The following is an 18,199-nucleotide window of genomic DNA, read 5'->3' as shown; positions in this document are numbered from 1 at the left end:
CTCACTCGCTTAGGCTCCTTCGGAATGACAATTCGTCCGCTATAATGTTTGACAATGTCTTCCGCAACGACCCAACGTGAACACGCTCTGCAGATCGTGAAGAAACTCCGCGAGGCTGGATTTGAAGCTTTGTGGGCTGGGGGCTGTGTGCGGGACCAGCTGTTGGGGCGCGAACCGAAAGACTACGACGTTGCCACTAATGCTCGTCCTGAGGAGATTCAGGCACTCTTCGGCAAGCGCAAGACTCTGGCCATCGGAGCGGCCTTTGGTGTGATCGGCGTGCATTGTGGTCGAGGTCATGAGCCGATTGAGGTCGCCACCTTTCGTGCCGATGGATCCTATCTCGATGGGCGTCATCCGCAGTCGGTCGTCTTCACGACTGCCGAACACGATGCCGAGCGCCGCGACTTTACGATCAACGGTCTTTTCTTTGATCCCATTGCCGAGCAAGTCATCGACTATGTCGAAGGTCAGGCCGACCTTGAGAGAGAAGTTGTCCGTGCGATTGGTAATCCCCGTGATCGGTTCACCGAGGACAAATTGCGGATGCTGCGTGCAGTACGGTTTGCTACGACTTTCGATTTTGAAATCGAACCTGCCACGCTCGCCGCCATCCAAGAAATGGCAAGCGAAGTGATCGTAGTGAGTGCCGAGCGAATTGGTGCGGAATTTGAGAGAATATTGACGCATCCCCGGCGAGGCGAGGGACTACAGTTATTGCATCACAGCGGATTGTTGCGGCCCGTTCTGCCAGAGCTGGCTGACAACGCTGATAGCAGTTCTCCGCAATGGCAAGAGACACTTCAAGTGCTAGGTCGTCTTGAATCAGACAATCTCTCGACGTGCTTGGCTGCGCTTCTTCATAAGACCTATGAGCCTCGAGTAGTCGCCGCCTGTGGTCGACGATTTCGTTGGTCAAACAAGCAGATTGACTTGGCAGTCTGGTTGGTGACGAATTTGGATATGGTGGGTAGAGCGGATACTGTTCCCTGGCCCCAGTTGCAGCGAACGTTAGTTCATGAAGGAGCAAGCGAACTGGTCGCCCTGGGGACTGCCGTGTTCGGCGCGGAGCAGATTGGAGTGCAACATTGTTCCGCTAAAATGGCACTCCCTGAGGACCAGCTCAATCCTCCGCTACTACTGACCGGCGACGATCTCGTGGAGAAAGGACTGACTCCGGGTCCCTATTTTGCCATGTTGCTCACAGCCGTACGTGATTCTCAACTGGAGGATCATATTGCCAGCGCAGACGAGGCGTGGGCCCTGGTAGAAGAATTGATGCGCAATTCGTAGGGTGGGCACCGCCCACCAACAGCTGCGGACAGTGTTAGCATTGGCTTGGTGGGCAGTGCCAACACTATGCGCTAGCGATTTGACTCCTATCTAAATGACATCGATCTCGCTAGAATCGCCAGTTCATCTGCTATCAGTTTACCCGTATTTCTCCATTGAGGTAACTAGATGCCGTCATCACAAAACCGCCGCAGTCTATCAGCTGCTATCGCAATCACACTCTTGCTCTTAGTGGTCTCGCCCACAATGGCCGCCGACAACCAACTTACCGCCGCTGAACAGGAAGCGGGTTGGAACCTGTTGTTTGATGGCGAGTCTCTCGCAAACTGGAAAAATAACAATGGCAAGCCGATTGCCGAAGGTGCGGTACAGGATGGCACGATCAATACGCATGGTGTGGGCGGGTATGTGTTGGTCTACGACCAAGAGTTCGCTGATTTTGAATTCACCTGCGATGTAAAGAAGGGGAAAGATGATGCCAACTCAGGCGTTTTTCTACGGGTCAGCGATTTGGCCGACCCTGTCATGACCGGCACGGAGGTCCAAGTCTATTCCTCGGGCACTGGTCTCACTGACTTCGGCGCAATCTACGACCTGGTGCCCGCATCGAAGATCGCTACCAAAGCGGCTGGCGAGTGGAATAACCTTCTGATTCGCTGTGAAGGCCCGATGATCTCGTCCTTTGTGAATGGCGAGCTCGTCGCAGAACTAAATTGCGACGATTTCGACCAACCAGGCCTGCGACCCGATGGGACCAAGCACAAATTCAGCCGCGCGATTAAGGATTTTGCGCGAAAGGGCTACGTTGGTCTACAAGACCATGGAGACGACGTCTGGTATAAGAACATCAAGCTACGAGAAATAGATGGCGATGAGCAAACCAAGTCCAACTGATAACTTATCACTGGCGGATTTAGCCAAGCGGGCCGCTAAAACATTCCAGGAACGATTTGACAGGACAGCAAGCATCGTCGTGGCTGCCCCTGGCCGGGTAAACATAATCGGTGAGCATACCGACTACAATGATGGTTTCGTTTTGCCGATGGCCATTGACCGGTATACCGTGGTGGCCGGCGACGGAAGTGACGATGGTCGAACGGTCCGTGCTGCGCGCATCTGTAGCACAACTATGGACGAAGAACAGGCGATCTGCCTGGCAGGCGAGCATTCCCCGCCACTTCCCACCTGGGCAAAGTACATTCGGGGAGTCTTTGATGCGGCCGCGGAGCATGGAATAGTGCCCCCCGTGTTCGATGCTGTTATCGATTCGAACGTCCCTCTAGGGGGCGGGCTCTCCAGTAGCGCTGCCCTGGAGGTCGCCACTGCTACATTTTTGGAAGAGATTACGGGCAGCCGACTCGACCCGAAGACTAAGGCACTCGTCTGCCAGCAAGCGGAGCATCAAGGTGCTGGGGTCCCTTGTGGCATCATGGACCAGTTTAGTAGCGTTCTCTGCGAGGAGGGACATTTAATGTTGCTCGATTGTCGCAATCAAGAAACGACCATGGTCCCTTTGGCCGACCCGAGTGTGACGGTGCTCATCATCAACTCAAACGTGAAACACGAACTCACTGGCGGCGAGTATGCCGAACGCCGACAGCAATGCGAAGCAGCGGCCAAAATCCTGCAAGTCTCAGCCCTTCGAGAGGCCAACCTCACCGATTTGGAGAATAACCGAGACAACCTCGACGACGTTCACTTTCGTCGTGCACAACATGTTATCGGAGAAATTGAGCGAACAACCCAGTGCGCCGAGGCAATTGCTGCCGGAGAATGGAAGAGGGTCGGTGAATTGATGTATGGCAGCCATGATTCTCTTCGCGATGACTATGAGGTGAGCTGTAAGGAACTCGACACCTTAGTGGAGGCGGCTCGCGAGCTAGGTCCTGAAGCGGGTGTCATCGGCTCGCGGATGACCGGCGGGGGCTTCGGTGGCTGCACGGTCACCCTTGTTAGGACAGATCAGGCAGATCGTATTGCTGAGGCCATTTGCAAGAAGTACCACGAACAAACCGGCATCGAGGCGACCGCGTTCGTCACTCCGCCAGCGCGTGGGGCCCATGTGATTAAGTCCTAGTTTATCACTTCCTTAGACCTCGGGGGCCGACCCTGCAAGTGGGGGTGGTTTTGTTTCCCAGCAGATTATTCACTCACACTGGCACGACTTCTTCGAGAGGCCTCGATGGCAATTTCCATTTTGACACCCCATACCTAATCCTCCTTCGCATCGCATACAAGCTCCATTGCAGCACCCGTCGAGGCACAAGCGGGGAACATAACCACACTCGTTGGCCAGTTCCCCCTTCGCTTTTTTCAGTTCTACCTGGGCAAGTTTCAAAGCAATCACTTGCTCGATGAGTTGTGACTCGGCCTCATCGATCTCAACTCGCAAGCTACTGATATGGAAAACTGTCACATCATCCATGTCACGAGTTTTGTTAAGTGCAGACAGCTTGTCTCGAAGATCTAGTAGCGTTTGCTGGGCAATGACGACGCGGTGCTGCTGGAGACCAATCTTGTACACTGCTCCTTTAATTTCAGCAGTTGCTTTACTCTCGGTGTCGTCATAGAACAACCCGAGTTGGCGACAGCGGACAGGTACTTCATGTTCATAGCAATGAAAGCAACGCAACGTGTGGATGATCCCCTCGCGCGGCTCGACTGTGCCTATCGTGGAATCCGCGTAGTTTAAGACACCACGGGCAACAGGTAGTGAGATCCTTTCTAGATTGCAAAGCAAAACTTCCAGACCTTGGAGGTCTTGTCGGTTTGCCAATCCCATTGCAAGCTCCAACTCGGCGTCGACTGGTGACATATCGGGATGCCAATCGATTTGGGGCCAGTAGAACGAGTTTTCGTTGAGCGGACAGCCGATCAAGTGCTGAAGCTGGCCGTTGAGTTGCAGGCGTAGATACTCCATCTGCGTAAGCTGATCTTCCATTTGATTGATTTGCTTAAGAACAGAAGTGCGATCGATTCCATCTGGAGGTTCAATGCCTGCCTCATTCATATTGTCGACTCTTGCAAGTGTTGTCGCCGTTTCGTTCAAAGCATGCAGCAGGTAGTGGTGCTGGGCTTCCAGGCCAGCAAGTTGATAGAATGCCTTGAGAGCAGTAGCAGCGGACTCGTTGCGAATCTGGCAGGCATGCAGTGAGAGCAGATCACGGTCGAGACAGTAATTCTCTTGAACGCCCTTTGTGTCGCATTGGATGATTACCTGCGCCCAGTGTCTTTCGAGTTCCACCATGTTTGCTACCGTGTCGTTCGTAGCGGCATTGCACTGACAGGTCGCTACGTCGAGCAACTGGTAGGTCTCGCCAGGTGCGGGAAGCGGAATTAGCTCTCCCGTTGGAAGAATCTCAGAGGCAAGATCCGGGGGCGCCTGATTGCAATCACAGAGGTCGTGGATGCAAGGAGCTTCGGGCGTCCGAGGGACTCCGCACTTTGCGCAAGGGCATGCACACCCTGCCAGTGCCGCGGCAAGCGGAAGAATCGCGATGATAGCAAGAATCCGTAGTTGCATGATAACCAATCGAGGTGGTTCAGACCGTCCACTGCGGTAGTTATCGAGAGTCGCTTATGCCACAGGCAACAGTTGCTCTACTTTTTCCGCAAAGACCACTCAGGTAGACTTTAGCGGTTGCATGCATCCTGCGGGCGAGGGGAGAGTTGCCGAGAGAAGTAACGGTCAAACTGGCTTATTTCTCGGCGATTGCGCTGATCCGAAGGGGCTCGCCCTTCCCTTTGACGGTTTGGGGAGGGACTGGGATACAAGAGAGCTCTTCCGGCAAATAGTGCCTGGTATTCTCGGTTATCAGCAGTGAATGCCCTAAGGTTTTGGTAAGCGATTCCACTCGGGAGGCCACATTGACCGTATCGCCAATCGCGGTATATTCGAGCCGTTTTGGAGACCCAATACTTCCCACAATTGCGGACCCGGTATTGATGCCTACCCCGATCTGCAAGCCGGGCCAGCCTACCTGCTCCAATTCCTCTGAGACAATCTCCAAGCTTTGAAATAATTGCTGAGCGGCTCTCACGGCCTGGAAAGCGTGGTTGGTCTGTTGGGTTCCAATCCCAAACAGAGCCATGAAACCATCGCCGAGAAACTTGTTGACCATTCCTCCATGGCTTTCGATTGTCTCAACCGCCAAGCGAAAGAAAATATTCAACGCCGACACGACTTCTTGCGGAGAATGCGTTGACGAGTGGGCCGTAAAATTTCGCACATCAACAAACATCACCGTGATCTCCTGTTCATTGCCAACGAGTCCTTCGCCCTGTTGCAGAATTTGGCGGGCAGCTTCCTGACCGACATGTCGACCGAAAGTTTCTTGAAGCCGTTCTCTTTCCTGTAGACCTTGGACCATGGTATTGAACCCTTCGATTAGAGGACCAAAGTCGTCGGCACGCTGTAAGTTCACGCGCACGTCGAGATCCCCATCAGACACTCGCATCGAGGCATCTCGCAATTGCCGCACAGGTACGGCAATCAATTTGCTGAGCATCCAGGCCGTAGTGAGCCCAAAGGCGATCGCCACCACGCCAACTGCCAGGCCAAAAGCAGGGGAATGATGCTGGGGATCCTGCACGAGTAGTATCAACACCAAGGAGACTATGGGGCTCACCACAGCAGACAAGGCCCACAAGATTCCCCGAGCGGTGATACTGAGCGGCACTGCACCGGGCACGTTTGCCATGCTGGTTTGGCGAAAGAAGACTGGATACAGGGCTCTTTGGCTCACAAGTTCCACTGCGAAAAAGCTATGAGTGATCGCTATTAGAGAGGCCGTGACGAAAGAGGTAATCAGATGCCCCACGACAACCGGAGAGAGCTTGCCGGGCACCATCGCCAGCGCGGCAGGAAAGACTGGGATACAGATAAACCAACTAACTCCAGCTACGATGAGAATCCACCAAGGTAGATTGATTACAAGCCGTTGTGCCGATACCAGTGTCGATTCTTCAACCTTATCGCCGACTAATAGGGCCCGATGCGTGCTTCGAAGCCAAACTAGAGGAGCCGCCCAGCAGGCAACCGCAATGGGGTAGACCAAAAGGTTGAATAATTGCCAACAAAGATCGAAACGCTCGCGTTGAGCGACCGAGAGGATCGGCCAGATCTGTTGCTGGTTGTAGAGGATGTTGAAGGCGCTGCCAATCAGATTTGCCACGATCGGTGAAATGCCTACCAAAAGCAGGCCATGCCGCTCGACGAACGTCCATACTCGGCGATTAGCCGCGATGTCGCTCGCTGTCGAAAGTGGCGTAGGCTGCACTGGTATTCCTTGCGACTCTTTCCCTTTTGCTGCCTAAGCAGTGACTGAGTTAATCTGTACCAAGATGTCATCAATCTCCGAAAGATCGTCGAGGAGCAGATCGGGCTCGGTAGCAACGAGTACTTCGCGTGGTACTCCCCCCGTAAGTACGGCGACGGCAACGGCGCCGATGCTTCGAGCACACTCTACGTCCGCCGGAGTATCGCCAATCACGATGACTCGCTGCGATTCACCATTTGTTTTCCCAGATCTAGCATCCTGCGATTGTGCGACATACGTTCGTGAAGCGGCGAGCGCGGCCGCAGCAATGTCGTTTCGGTTCACCCAATCATCTCCATATCCTCCGAAAGCGAAACGGTCCCAGAGCCGATAGTGGGAAAGCTTGGCTTGAGCCCCGGCAGCAATGTTTCCCGTCAGAAGTCCAATCGCAGTTTGCTCGGACTCTTTCAGACGGTCGAGCAATTCCACGACACCGGGTAGAACCGTTCCCTGACATTGGGGCAGCACTTCCTCCAAGCGAGGAACAAAAGCCTTGACGAATCGCAGCCAATTTTCACTGCTGGAGGCAACACCGTGCGTTGCCATGAGTTCTTCGGCTATTGCCCGATCGCTGCGACCGGCAAAGCGCACGTCACTTGAAATCTTCTCGATGCCGAACAACGTGCGAAAAGTGTCTGCAAATGCGCGATGTCCTGCTCCGGCAGTGTGAATAAGTGTACCGTCAATGTCAAACAGAACCGTTGCCATGGAGTGCCTTGTGCGTGAATTTGCTCTCAGAAGATCTATGCCCCGCATTGTATGGCAGAGGCTTGGACCTGGCGAGGCGAAAGAATCGCCGAGATTTCCGGCTCCTGGCTCTAGCGAAGTGCCGGCATGTCCCGCTCGCTACGGTGGCGATTGACGGCAAGCAGTGCTGCAGGTTCCAATTTGAGGAATTTCACTAATTGAGAATTAGTGATACCGAGCCGATCAGCGGAGGGAGATATCTCGTATGCATTGGAGGCCAAGATATCCAACGCTTCGGAAAGCAGTGATGGAAAATCAGCATGGGCCACATTCACCGAGACCTTGCCTCCAGATACGCGACTCTTCCACAGCTGGCTAGGCGGTGCATTACATGAAGACTCGGAAGCCGGGGTGCGCAATTGGAGTGCCAATTGAGTGCGTAAGCGATGAATCGCTACCTCTCGATTCAGTGACTGGCTACGCCGCTCCGAGCCCTCGGCACGGACTTGGGTCGGTAGATGCTCAATCACTACAGCCGTCTCGACCTTGTTTCGGTGCTGACCTCCCGGCCCTGATCGCCGAGTTCTGCGAAACTTACATTGCACCAGCAAGTCTTCAATCGGTAATTGTGCAGGATGAACCATTACGACATCCAACCACAATTCGATTGTCGACTCACCTCTAGCACCGTAGGATCGATAAAGTCAGTTAGAAACCCCTTGGTCAGGACTATTTGGTTTCCTGAGGAGTACTAGATACCGAGCGCAGAATGTCGAGGGTGCAATAGAGAACGAATCCGCCACAAGCAAAGATTAAAGCAGGACTGAGCATAAAGAGTCTCCCTTAGATTGAAGAATGGTTAATTCCGTCCACCATAGGATCGCAAATCAGGCAATCCGACTCAAGTGAAAGCGAATACGATGCCAAACACAACTGAGGCACCGAAGAGCTGGAAAAGCGCAACTCTAATTTACCTAATCGAAATAGCTTCTCAAAATCTGGCGAAAATGCAACACCCTGCCCTGTAGCAATTTTGCAGCAGTTACAAAGCGAGGGACATATTTTCACACATTCCAGACTTGAAGAAAAATCTCAGAATTTCAAGAAATAAAGCGGGATGCAGCTATCGGCGATAATATGCAGCCTGAAAAATTCAGTCAGCTACAGTATAAATCACCCACCTTTCAGTCCCCTCTAAAAGGTGGGCAAACTTACCGCAAAAATGGCCGACTCCGACATCGCCGATCCAACTGCCATCCTGCTGGCTAGTAACACGACGACTGGATGTTTTCGCCTCAAGGTGAGCGTTCCTGAGTCAACGCCGGGAAAATATTAGTCCGTAAACTAATTCCACCCATCGTTGCTTCGACCGCTTTTGCGCTTCTCGCTGCGAGAAAGCTTGTCGTCCAGGGGGCTGATTCGATGCTTGATGGCAATCCGGGTCAGCAAAGTTGCTTTATCCGTTCCCAGGGTCTTCATCGCAGCGGCCTTGTGATTGTCGACCGTACTCACTGCCAAATCCAAGATATTGGCAATTTCTTCCACGATGCATCCGAGGCTTACCAGCCTGACTACTTCCAATTGACGGGGAGTCAAATTGGCCACTTTGTCTTTCATTTTGTCTTTAGCCATTTTTCTTCTCTGCTCTGTTCAGGTTCAGTGGACCAAATCAATAAAAATTCACAACCTCCTCAGCATTACTAATCTAATTTGTGAAGTAAAGACCCCATTCGGGGGGATCGAGATTTTCACTCTCTAATGCTATGTGAATTATATCATTTTATTCTAGGGTGGATTGCTCATGGACTGCAATAACCCTCCTTGACGGTAGATAAGCTTTTTACGGTATAGTCAGAAAAAACTACCTTCCTTGCTGGGTCAAGTAAGAATCAACTATTTTTCCTCGATTGTGTCACGCATGCTACACCTGGACACTTCACACTCCCCAAAAGCACGACAAATTGTCCGGCGCAATACACTCCCTCTTTGGCCTGGCTTTTGGGGTTCTTTTTAAATCTGATACTACGTTTCCAAGGAATGGACTGCTATGATACTTAGGTTACATAAATTCCGGAGTGAACCGGGAGACCGCCGGTTTGCCTTGTGCAAACGGGAGGAAAGTCCGGGCACCAATGGACAGGGTGGTGGGTAACGCCCACCGATCGTGAGATTAGGGAAAGTGCCACAGAAAACATACCGCCGATGGGAGTGGTTAGCGTTTTGCAATTAGCGAATGAATTTCTTGCTAATGGTTAAACGCTAACCACTCCACAGGCAAGGGTGAAAAGGTGCGGTAAGAGCGCACCAGCAGACGGGGTGACTCGTTTGGCTTGGTAAACCCCACCCGGTGCAAGGCCAAACAGAGGGCAGAGTTCGTCCGACTCGTTACGACCCTCGGGTAGGCCGCTAAAGGCCGCGGGTAACCGTGGACGTAGATGAATGGTCGCCAATCCACTTCGGTGGATCACAGAACCCGGCTTATAGGTTCTCTCCGGATTTTTCTCTATAAACGCAGAAAGCCCCGACCGAGAAGTTCGGTCGGGGCAAGTTTGCAATTACCACTCTAGCAAGGGACACACGTCTAAATTCGCACCAATGCTAGAAACGAGGCTGTGCCGGCTTGAAAGGCATCGTTATCGTCTGCGGCTGGTGGTTTGTCGCGGTTTGCTGGGGGTGATAGTTGTTCTGGGGAGTTTGCGGCTGGGGGGCTTGGCCGCCAAGGTGAACATTATTGGAAACGGGCTGCCCCTGATTGGTAGGAGTAGATGCTTGGGCGGCCGGCTTGGTACCGCCGGTTCTCTCGTTGGGTATCATTTCTTCGCCAATTACCTGAAGTAGCTTCGAAATGCACAATTTGTTCATGCTGGTCCGCAGATCGTGAGCCTCGGTCCTCAGATACTCGTGCATGCTCTTGGGCAAGCGGACGGTTATTACCCGGGTTGGCTCAGAATCGGGATCTGCAGAGTTCCTCTTTTCTCGCAGCTTTACCAGCATTTTCTGGATGCGGTCAAATTCATCCGTTTGCTCAAATTTGGTGAGTTCCTCAAAAGAGGGAAAACGGGTCCGAACTATACCGTCGATTCCGAGAACTTCGCGAAAGAATGTCACCCAATCTGGTTCTTGACGATAAAGATTGTCGGCGACTTGCAAAACTTCCCGATAGGTTTCTTGAGCTTGGGCTAGCACGATAAGTGTCTCCTTACGCTTAATGCAGGGTGGTCCATCCGAAGGGCCGCTGCGGCCTCCGTGTTTGCTCCCAGTATCAGCTAGCGATCAAATGAATCACGTAGGTCCTTGCACTGCTTGCACTTACGTCGATTGCCAGCAGATGCCTATATTCGGGCAGGCCCTGCCTAGCAAGGCAAAAGCTCGACTGCCTAATAAGTGGGCACTTCACTCACTCCCGTTTCCCCCGGTGTCCACCTCGCAAGTCCGTGGTCACCAAGCCTATTAATTGCTTCAGAACGGGCCCTGAAAGACGAAAAAAGGCGGCCAAATGGCCGCCCTTAAGAACTTCGATTTTCTTTTATTTCTCGCTCAAGTCATCTGAGAGCGAACTCGCTCCAGCAATCGCTTGGTCAGCAGTACCCCTTCGACCTCGGATTCCGGTTCCGATCCTTCCCACTCGATACCAACATACCCGTGATAGCCAGCATTAGTCACGATTTCCATCATTCTTTCATAGTCGATCTCGGATTCATTCCCCTTGTCATCAAATACGTGGGATTTTGCACTGACAGCCTTGGCGTAAGGCATCAATTCTTCGACACCTTTATACTTGTCGTAGTTCTCCTCTGGGCTGACCCGAAAGTTGCCGAAATCTGGCAGAGTGCCGCAATTCGGTAGATTGACGCTCTTAATTACCCCGGCCAACCAAGCCCCATCGGAGGAATAGCCGCCATGATTCTCTACAATCACGTTGATCCCCTGGGGTGCAGCATATTCACTAAGTTTCCTCAGACCCTCCGCCGCAAGCTTTGCCTGCTCTTCTTTGGTCCCCTCAGACCGGGCATTTACCCGAATTGAGTGGCATCCCATCCGTTTGGCCGCGGCCACCCAGGGATAATGCTTTTCAACCGCCAGCTGCCGCTTGCTAGCATCTGGATTCCCGAGATCCCCCTCACCATTGGGAATATCACACATAATCAGCAAGCCTTTGACCCCAGCATCTTCGCTCTTTTTGTGCATTTCATCGAGGTAGACAAGATCCTCTCCCTTATCAGCATATGGTCCCATCCAGTATTCAACAGCGTCCACATCGAAATGTTCCTTGCAGAAAGGGCCAAAATCTAGCGGATCGAGATCTCCCTTCTGGATCATTCTGTGTAGAGAGTATTCGGCAACAGAAATCTTAAAGGGCATGGATGATTCCTCTTCGGCGCTCAAAAGTGAGGCTGAAATGCCCCCAAATACAACTCCCGCCCCAGCCAGGGACGTATTAGATAGAAAATCACGACGATTAGGCGAACTTGGCATGGGTGAGGCCCTCAGATTGATTGGAATAGTTACGTTGAAAGAAGAAGTTTAAGTGATTATAGGTGTCTCCTATTTCATTCACAACTGGATCGTCGCTCTTAGACTAGGTGAGCCCATTGACGGGGGAGTAGCATTAAACCGAAAATCGGCAACTACAAATCCATAGTAGGGTTGTCCGATAGTCAGAGAGAGCCCACGATTCCGCAATCGCGTACAAAGAGAGAAATACCAATGACGGCAGCCATTTCGGGCAAACCAATCAAGAAACAGGGAGATAACCTAGAAGTACCCAACCAGCCAATCATCCCTTTTATCGAGGGAGACGGCACCGGGCCCGATATCTGGAACGCAAGTCAACGGGTCCTCGATGCAGCCGTCGAAAAAGCCTACGACGGTGAACGCCGAATCGAGTGGAAAGAGGTTCTGGCAGGTGAGAAGTCTTTCAATGCCACGGGTAGCTGGCTTCCTGACGAAACGCTTGACGCCTTTCGCACTTACCTGGTCGGGATCAAGGGTCCGCTGACAACTCCCGTTGGTGGCGGGATCCGCTCGCTAAATGTTGCCCTTCGCCAAATTCTTGATCTCTACGTCTGCCTCCGTCCCGTTCAATACTTTCAAGGAGTTCCTACACCTGTAAGGGAGCCAGAGAAAACCGACATGGTCATCTTCCGTGAGAACACGGAAGACATCTATGCAGGCATTGAGTTTCAAGCCGGGAGTGAAGATTGCCAAAAGTTCAGCAAGATTTTCTCTGAAACATTCCCCGATCTCTGGAAAAAGGTTCGCTTTCCCAATTCGGTCGGCATCGGCATCAAGCCCGTCAGCAAGGAAGGCACCACCCGCTTGGTTCATGCTGCGATTCAATACGCCATCGACAACAATCGCAGCTCAGTCACACTGGTCCACAAGGGCAACATCATGAAGTTCACCGAAGGTGCCTTTCGTGATTGGGGTTATGAATGCGCGCGAGACCAATTTGGCGCTACAGAACTCGATGGTGGTCCCTGGTGTCAGATCCCCGCGGGCAAGCCTGGTGCCGGCATCATTATCAAAGACGTCATCGCCGACGCGATGCTGCAACAGATTCTCACGCGCCCCGCTGACTACGATGTGATTGCCACTTTGAATCTCAACGGAGATTACATTAGCGACGCGTTGGCCGCTTGTGTCGGTGGCATCGGCATCGCACCAGGAGGAAACATCAACTACCAGACTGGCCACGCCATCTTCGAGGCAACCCATGGCACCGCTCCGAAGTACGCAGGCCAGGACAAGGTGAACCCCGGCTCTGTAATCCTTTCTGGCGAGATGATGTTCCGCTATCTCGGCTGGACCGAGGCGGCCGACCTCATCATCCGAGGTCTCAATGGTGCGATCAGTGCCAAAACTGTGACTTACGATTTTGAGAGACTCATGGATGGCGCAACGCTCTTGAAATGCAGTGAGTTTGGTGATGCGGTCATAAAACACATGGCGTAGCTGAGCCGCAGTGCGACACACGGCTCTTGCCTTTCTTTCCTTGACAACCTCCAGCCTGCAATTTCTACTAAAAAGCTCACTGCAAAGTGAGCCATCATTCACCGATAGAGACTATCCACCACGAAAGAAGAGGTCTGCATCCCATGCAATATCGTATCGTTCTATGTATTACGGCCATATTGTTTACAGCAAATCTTGCTCAACCCGCATTGGCAGTGCTGCAGTTTCAGAAAGAGTTTGTCAAACTCTATGTCGGTGATGACAAAGAGAGTGACTGGGCGCTCGAAGTAAAAGCGGCAAAATGCTATATCTGTCATCAAGGTAAATCTCGTAAGCAGCACAATCCTTATGGAGTACATTTATTGCCACTGCTCGACAGAAAGAAAGACGCCAAGAATCCCGAGAAGATTGTTGAGGCTCTAGAATCAGTTGCCGCTCTCCACTCGGTTGAAGGAGATGACTCCAGCCCAACCTACGGCGAGCTAATTAAAGCCGGAAAATTGCCCGGTGGTACCCTCGAAGAGTGTAAGACAGAACCAGAAAATCCCGTAGAGTAATTCGCACGGAGTACCATCTTTCCGAGACGGTTTCTGCGTCAGAATCGCCCCGCAGCCGAGTCCACTACCACGGACACGGCTGCGGGGCTTTTTGCTTTGATTGACTTTGACTTGTCAGGCCGCGACCATCGCAATGTAGCTGCCATTAAAAAGATGATTACCAGCACTAGCCAACACGCTCCGCGCAATGTGCTTTCTCCGAAGTCGCCCAGTACTATGCTGGCCAGTCGTTGTAGCAAGATTAACGTTCCCGTCATCGCCACCACAAATATCAACGAGGTCACCAAGCTGCCACCCATCAACGCGGTACGGGTGGCGGCCGGCGTGCTTGCCAACAACCAGACCCCCACGGGAATTTGCAGAAGCGTAGTAAGTAGAGCCACAAGTCCCGCATGCCGAATGGATTTCTGCATCTTAGCATTCATCTCAGCTGCGGAGTTTGCCTGCGAGGCGAGCCAGAGAGTTGCCATCGCAGCCACTGTGACCGATGCCAACACAAAGTGACAACTCAAGGCCAGCACGTGCCATTGCGCCATCAAGTTGAGTAGTACCGAACGATCGAGTACTGGCTCCTTAGCCCAATGAGGGTTGGATGCTAACTGACCGACAATCGCCATTAACGGCGGAAAATGATACAGCAAGTTGGTCGCCGACATTACGGCCAACAGTTTACTCAGCCACGACCTCCCTTGTAGAAATCTCCAATCCAAAGCCAGCGGCAACATGCACACCAATGAGAACAACAATTCAGCCGCCGCAAAGCCGAATGCCCGGCTAGGAAACCTGGCCAAAGCCTGGGCCAGTCCGTCGCCTGGCAAAACCAACCAAAGCAGGACGCCTAGCACCATCCCCAGCAAATAGGCGGCCACCGACCACCGGAACATCTGCAAACGCAATCTCCCAACTTGGTTTTGAGAATCGTCGGCTAATCTGTTATCCCACCGGAGCCACAGAAAACAAAGCGGTCCAGCACTCGCCAAATTCATTGCAGCTAGATGAATGGCCAAAATCAAGGTTGCAAACAGCTCAGTCACTTGAACATTTCGCTTGCGAAAGCTAGGAAAGACATGCAAATAGGCATTAGTACATTGCCTAGTGTTTGCTCTGGCCCTTAGGCAGATAAAAACCAGGGCCTAGACAACCCCCCGTCCCAAAAGATACCATCGAAGGCTTGCCAAGCGAAAGGGCAAGGGCGATTAGCTCAGTTGGCTAGAGCGCCACGCTTACACCGTGGATGTCGGGGGTTCGAGTCCCTCATCGCCCACTACAGTTTGAGCCTAGAAAACAAGTTATTTTCTAACCTGCCTCCAGTTGGCAGTGAGGCGTTTCCTAAGGGAATAAAACGGTACGTACCGTTTTATATTTCCACAAGTTATAGGAGACCCTTGCAATGCCGCGTTCTATTGGGCAGACGATTCCGAAGTACCGTAAACACCGCGCAAGTGGGCAGGCGGTTTGTACGATTAGCGGTAGAGACTACTACCTGGGACCCCACAGTACCAAGGCCAGTAAGCTCGAATATGATCGGCTGATTGCTGAATGGTTAGCTACTGGTCGGTCCGCAACTTATGGCAATCCCGCGGCGTCGATCACGATAATCGAGTTGATTGCCGACTATCTGAAGTTCGCAAAGCAATATTACGGGGATACCACGCGCGGTACCTACCAGAACATGAAGCGCGGCATGACTCCTCTGAAGGAACTCTATGGTCGGACAGAGGCCGCCGAATTTGGCGTCCTGCAATTCAAGGCGATACGACAGAAGTTGATCGACGAGAATTTGAGCCGTCCCTATATCAACGAGAGAATGCGTCAGATCGTGGCTGTATTCCGCTGGGGGGCCAGTGAGGGGCTGATTCCTGCCGTTGTCCCACAAACGCTTGCCATCATCCCCGGACTACGGAAGGGACGCAACGGGCTACGCGAGCCAGCCCCTGTGAAACCTGTAGACTTGGCAGTGGTTGAGCAAACACTTCCCTTCCTGTCTAGTGTTGTATCAGCGATGGTAAAATTCCAGATGCATACGGGATGCCGACCGGGGGAAGTCTGTAATCTCAAGGCTGGCGATGTGGATCGCAGCGGCGCAGTGTGGGAGGCCAGGCTCAAAGAGCATAAGACGGCTCACCACGGATACGAACGGACGATTTATATTGGTCCTCAAGCTCAAGAAGTGCTAACCCCGTTTCTCCTGCGTAGCGCGGAAGATTATTGTTTCTCCCCCGCTGAAGCCATGCAGGAGATGCGAGATCGACGTAATGCAGAGAGAAAAACCCCGCGCACTTGTGGCAACCGTGTCGGCACCAATCGACGTAGGAAGCCGACACGCATTCCCGACGCCAAATACACTACTCAAAGCTACGGTCGAGCCGTATCGCGGGGCTGTGAGTTGGCATTTCCTCATGAACTTATTCATTCCATCGCAGCAGGGAAACGCACCCCAGGACAGCGAGCGGAGCTAAGAGAGTGGAACACAAAACACCGCTGGGCACCGAATCAGCTGCGTCACAGCCTAGCTACCAAGGTCCGCCGGGAGTTCGATATCGACGCAGCAAAGACACTGCTGGGGCATCAATCTATCGGGATCACCGAAGTTTACGCCGAGAAGGATCGGAAAAAAGCAATCGAAGTTGCCAGAATGATTGGTTAGAATGACGACTGCCGAGTTCGCGGAGTTATAAACCGCACAGACTGATCGGTGTCATGGGACGCAATCTCCCCGTGGCCCCGGTCGGTCGGCTCGGCTCAAAATAGGAGATTGCTGGATGGCCGCTGATAGCGAAAGCATTAAACGCCTCGAAAGACTAATGTCCTCCCTTGAGGGCTGTGTACAGTACGCCATTTCGACCGCCGAAAAGCTAGATCCGGACTGGGAAAACTTCAAGCGTCCAGAATGTATCAGTTTCAGTTATAAGAGTGCCTACAACGGGAGGATCGGTTTAGAAAAGCTTAACCATGACACTATAGCTCTTGTACATTCACTCTTGCGGGAGGCTAGAGAAGCACTCGAGCTTTGCCAAAAACTCAATAAGAATCCTTGTCTCGCTGATGCCTTGGAAGTGGCACATCTAGCTTATTTAGTCGGCATATCGGATGGATTTCTCAGGAGCTTGATAACCGACTCCTTGATTGATGGAGTTATAATTGCAGAGAAGCGTAGTACAGGCGGCAAGAACTCTAAGAAGCTGGTTACGCCCAAGGAAGAGGGATGGCTGCGCGAGGAATTTGCTTTTTATGTCGGGAAAAAAGCAGCATGCAAGAATATATCCAAAGCATTATTCAACAAGCACCGCATAAAAGTTTGCGCCAAAACGGTGCGTAAGCGACTTCGCGAACTGGGGCTTTGGGAAAACGCTTAGAGGTTTCCTGGGAAAGCTCTTAGAGGCTTCCCTATTCGCCTGATTATAGTCTTCTTTTCGTTTTTCAGTCCATGGCGTTTCGTGTCTAATAAACTCCGTATTGGTCATATCACACCATCACGGAGGAAATCATGGACATCTATTCTGAAGATCGAATTACTCTTAATCAGCTCGCCAAAGAGTGTAGCCGGAATCCTAGCACCATCTGGCGTTGGCATCTCAACGGCGTTCGCGGCGTCAAGCTCGAAACCTATGTCGAGGGCGGTTGTCGTTTCACTTCCCGCCAAGCCCATCGCAGATTCCAGCAGCGCTGCACGGATGCCGCTAACGGAACTTCTCCGCAGCCTAAGACCTCGATCCAGCGGGAGAGGGATATTCAACGGGCTGAAGCCGAGTTGGCCGAGATGGGACTCTAATCAATCCACAAAAAAGCCTTGGCACGCGATGTGGTTGTCGCACCAAGGCTAAAGCAAGGAAGCTTTTATGTTGAGTACACATTCTACCACGAAGGCGAAGAGACCGCCAAGCAAAAACAAACAGCAATCTTATGGGGCTAGGTCCATAAGATCAGCGCGACGCACCAAAGCTGATATTCAGGCTATTCGTGATGCGATGATCGACGTGCTTGCTGAGTATCAGCCGATGACGGTTCGGCAAGTTTACTACCAGCTCGTTAGTCGCGGGGCGATCGCCAAGACTGAGGCCCAATATAAGAGCACCGTTATCCGTTTGCTTGTCGAGATGCGGCGCGATGGCACCATTCCTTATGACTGGATTGCAGACAATACCCGCTGGATGCGTAAGCCCCGCACCTACTCTTCTCTGGCGGGCATGTTGGAGCGGACACAACAGACCTACCGTCGGGCGACGTGGGACAACCAAGACGATTACGTCGAAGTGTGGCTAGAAAAGGAAGCACTGGCAGGAGTGCTCTATCCGATCACTGATCGTTGGGACGTCCCGCTAATGGTGACGCGTGGCTATCCGAGCGTCAGCTACATCTACGAAGCGGCGCGGACGATTGAATATCAGG

17 protein-coding genes, 1 tRNA gene and 1 other RNA gene are annotated in these 18,199 nt (G+C 52.4%); 11 read left to right on the top strand and 8 right to left on the bottom strand.

Annotation, left to right across the window (positions count from 1 at the left end; translation table 11 throughout):
- Positions 1-54 precede the first annotated feature (54 nt).
- The 3 genes from Pr1d_RS11830 to galK all read left to right on the top strand — a co-directional run bounded on the left by Pr1d_RS11830 (position 55) and on the right by galK (position 3,370).
- Positions 55-1,293 (top strand): CCA tRNA nucleotidyltransferase, encoded by a 1,239-nt coding sequence (locus Pr1d_RS11830; RefSeq protein WP_148073722.1) that lies wholly within the window; start codon positions 55-57, stop codon positions 1,291-1,293.
- A gap of 168 nt (positions 1,294-1,461) precedes the next feature.
- Complete coding sequence (locus Pr1d_RS11825) at positions 1,462-2,187, top strand: 3-keto-disaccharide hydrolase (protein ID WP_148073721.1); 726 nt, start codon at positions 1,462-1,464, stop codon at positions 2,185-2,187.
- Positions 2,165-3,370 (top strand): galactokinase, encoded by a 1,206-nt coding sequence (gene galK / locus Pr1d_RS11820; protein WP_168205195.1) that lies wholly within the window; start codon positions 2,165-2,167, stop codon positions 3,368-3,370. The genes Pr1d_RS11825 and galK overlap by 23 nt, the downstream gene beginning before the upstream one ends.
- A gap of 69 nt (positions 3,371-3,439) precedes the next feature.
- On the opposite strand, the gene Pr1d_RS11815 is transcribed toward galK, so the two are convergent.
- The 5 genes from Pr1d_RS11815 to Pr1d_RS11795 form a co-directional block, all read right to left on the bottom strand.
- Entirely contained in the window at positions 3,440-4,816 is a 1,377-nt protein-coding gene (locus Pr1d_RS11815) for a hypothetical protein (protein WP_148073719.1), read from the bottom strand.
- Between the two features lie 175 nt (positions 4,817-4,991).
- Positions 4,992-6,572, bottom strand: coding sequence for an adenylate/guanylate cyclase domain-containing protein (locus Pr1d_RS11810; RefSeq protein ID WP_238476691.1), 1,581 nt, complete (start codon positions 6,570-6,572; stop codon positions 4,992-4,994).
- A 33-nt stretch (positions 6,573-6,605) separates the two neighbouring features.
- Positions 6,606-7,319: an HAD family hydrolase gene (locus tag Pr1d_RS11805; protein WP_168205194.1), complete on the bottom strand. Its 714-nt coding sequence runs from the start codon at positions 7,317-7,319 to the stop codon at positions 6,606-6,608.
- 110 nt (positions 7,320-7,429) lie between these two features.
- Positions 7,430-7,942 carry a peptide chain release factor family protein gene (locus tag Pr1d_RS11800; RefSeq protein ID WP_148073717.1) on the bottom strand — a complete coding sequence of 171 codons (513 nt, stop codon included), beginning with the start codon at positions 7,940-7,942 and terminating at the stop codon, positions 7,430-7,432.
- 700 nt (positions 7,943-8,642) lie between these two features.
- Complete coding sequence (locus Pr1d_RS11795; protein ID WP_148073716.1) at positions 8,643-8,930, bottom strand: response regulator transcription factor; 288 nt, start codon at positions 8,928-8,930, stop codon at positions 8,643-8,645.
- A gap of 440 nt (positions 8,931-9,370) precedes the next feature.
- Here Pr1d_RS11795 and rnpB point away from each other — a divergent pair.
- An RNA gene (gene rnpB, locus Pr1d_RS11790) (RNase P RNA component class A) lies at positions 9,371-9,795 on the top strand.
- 101 nt (positions 9,796-9,896) lie between these two features.
- Here rnpB and Pr1d_RS11785 read toward each other — a convergent pair.
- A complete protein-coding gene (locus tag Pr1d_RS11785) occupies positions 9,897-10,484 on the bottom strand; it encodes a hypothetical protein (RefSeq protein WP_148073715.1) in 588 nt (195 codons plus the stop codon).
- A gap of 351 nt (positions 10,485-10,835) precedes the next feature.
- On the bottom strand, positions 10,836-11,774 hold the full coding sequence (locus Pr1d_RS11780; RefSeq protein WP_148073714.1) for a sugar phosphate isomerase/epimerase family protein: 939 nt from the start codon (positions 11,772-11,774) through the stop codon (positions 10,836-10,838).
- Positions 11,775-12,005: 231 nt separating this feature from the next.
- On the opposite strand from Pr1d_RS11780, the gene icd reads away from it, so the two are divergent.
- Both icd and Pr1d_RS11770 read left to right on the top strand, forming a co-directional pair.
- Positions 12,006-13,253: an NADP-dependent isocitrate dehydrogenase gene (gene icd / locus Pr1d_RS11775; protein WP_148073713.1), complete on the top strand. Its 1,248-nt coding sequence runs from the start codon at positions 12,006-12,008 to the stop codon at positions 13,251-13,253.
- 143 nt (positions 13,254-13,396) lie between these two features.
- Positions 13,397-13,810, top strand: coding sequence for a hypothetical protein (locus tag Pr1d_RS11770; RefSeq protein ID WP_148073712.1), 414 nt, complete (start codon positions 13,397-13,399; stop codon positions 13,808-13,810).
- A 38-nt stretch (positions 13,811-13,848) separates the two neighbouring features.
- Here Pr1d_RS11770 and Pr1d_RS11765 read toward each other — a convergent pair whose 3' ends face one another.
- Positions 13,849-14,844, bottom strand: a complete 996-nt coding sequence (locus Pr1d_RS11765; protein WP_148073711.1) for a hypothetical protein — start codon at positions 14,842-14,844, stop codon at positions 13,849-13,851.
- 156 nt (positions 14,845-15,000) lie between these two features.
- Between Pr1d_RS11765 and Pr1d_RS11760 the strand changes: the two genes are divergently transcribed.
- The 5 genes from Pr1d_RS11760 to Pr1d_RS11740 all read left to right on the top strand — a co-directional run.
- A tRNA-Val gene (locus Pr1d_RS11760) sits at positions 15,001-15,074 on the top strand.
- 126 nt (positions 15,075-15,200) lie between these two features.
- Complete coding sequence (locus tag Pr1d_RS11755; RefSeq protein WP_148073710.1) at positions 15,201-16,457, top strand: tyrosine-type recombinase/integrase; 1,257 nt, start codon at positions 15,201-15,203, stop codon at positions 16,455-16,457.
- A 115-nt stretch (positions 16,458-16,572) separates the two neighbouring features.
- On the top strand, positions 16,573-17,166 hold the full coding sequence (locus tag Pr1d_RS11750; RefSeq protein ID WP_148073709.1) for a hypothetical protein: 594 nt from the start codon (positions 16,573-16,575) through the stop codon (positions 17,164-17,166).
- Positions 17,167-17,297: 131 nt separating this feature from the next.
- Entirely contained in the window at positions 17,298-17,582 is a 285-nt protein-coding gene (locus Pr1d_RS11745) for a DUF1580 domain-containing protein (protein ID WP_148073708.1), read from the top strand.
- 67 nt (positions 17,583-17,649) lie between these two features.
- Positions 17,650-18,199, top strand: a 550-nt coding sequence (locus tag Pr1d_RS11740) for a hypothetical protein (RefSeq protein ID WP_210417961.1), incomplete at its 3' end; no start/stop codon positions are given.

Source organism: Bythopirellula goksoeyrii (assembly GCF_008065115.1).
GTDB classification, from domain to species: Bacteria; Planctomycetota; Planctomycetia; order Pirellulales; family Lacipirellulaceae; genus Bythopirellula; species Bythopirellula goksoeyrii.
Note: the sequence above shows the minus strand (reverse complement) of the source record. Positions and strands in the feature narration are given on the sequence as shown.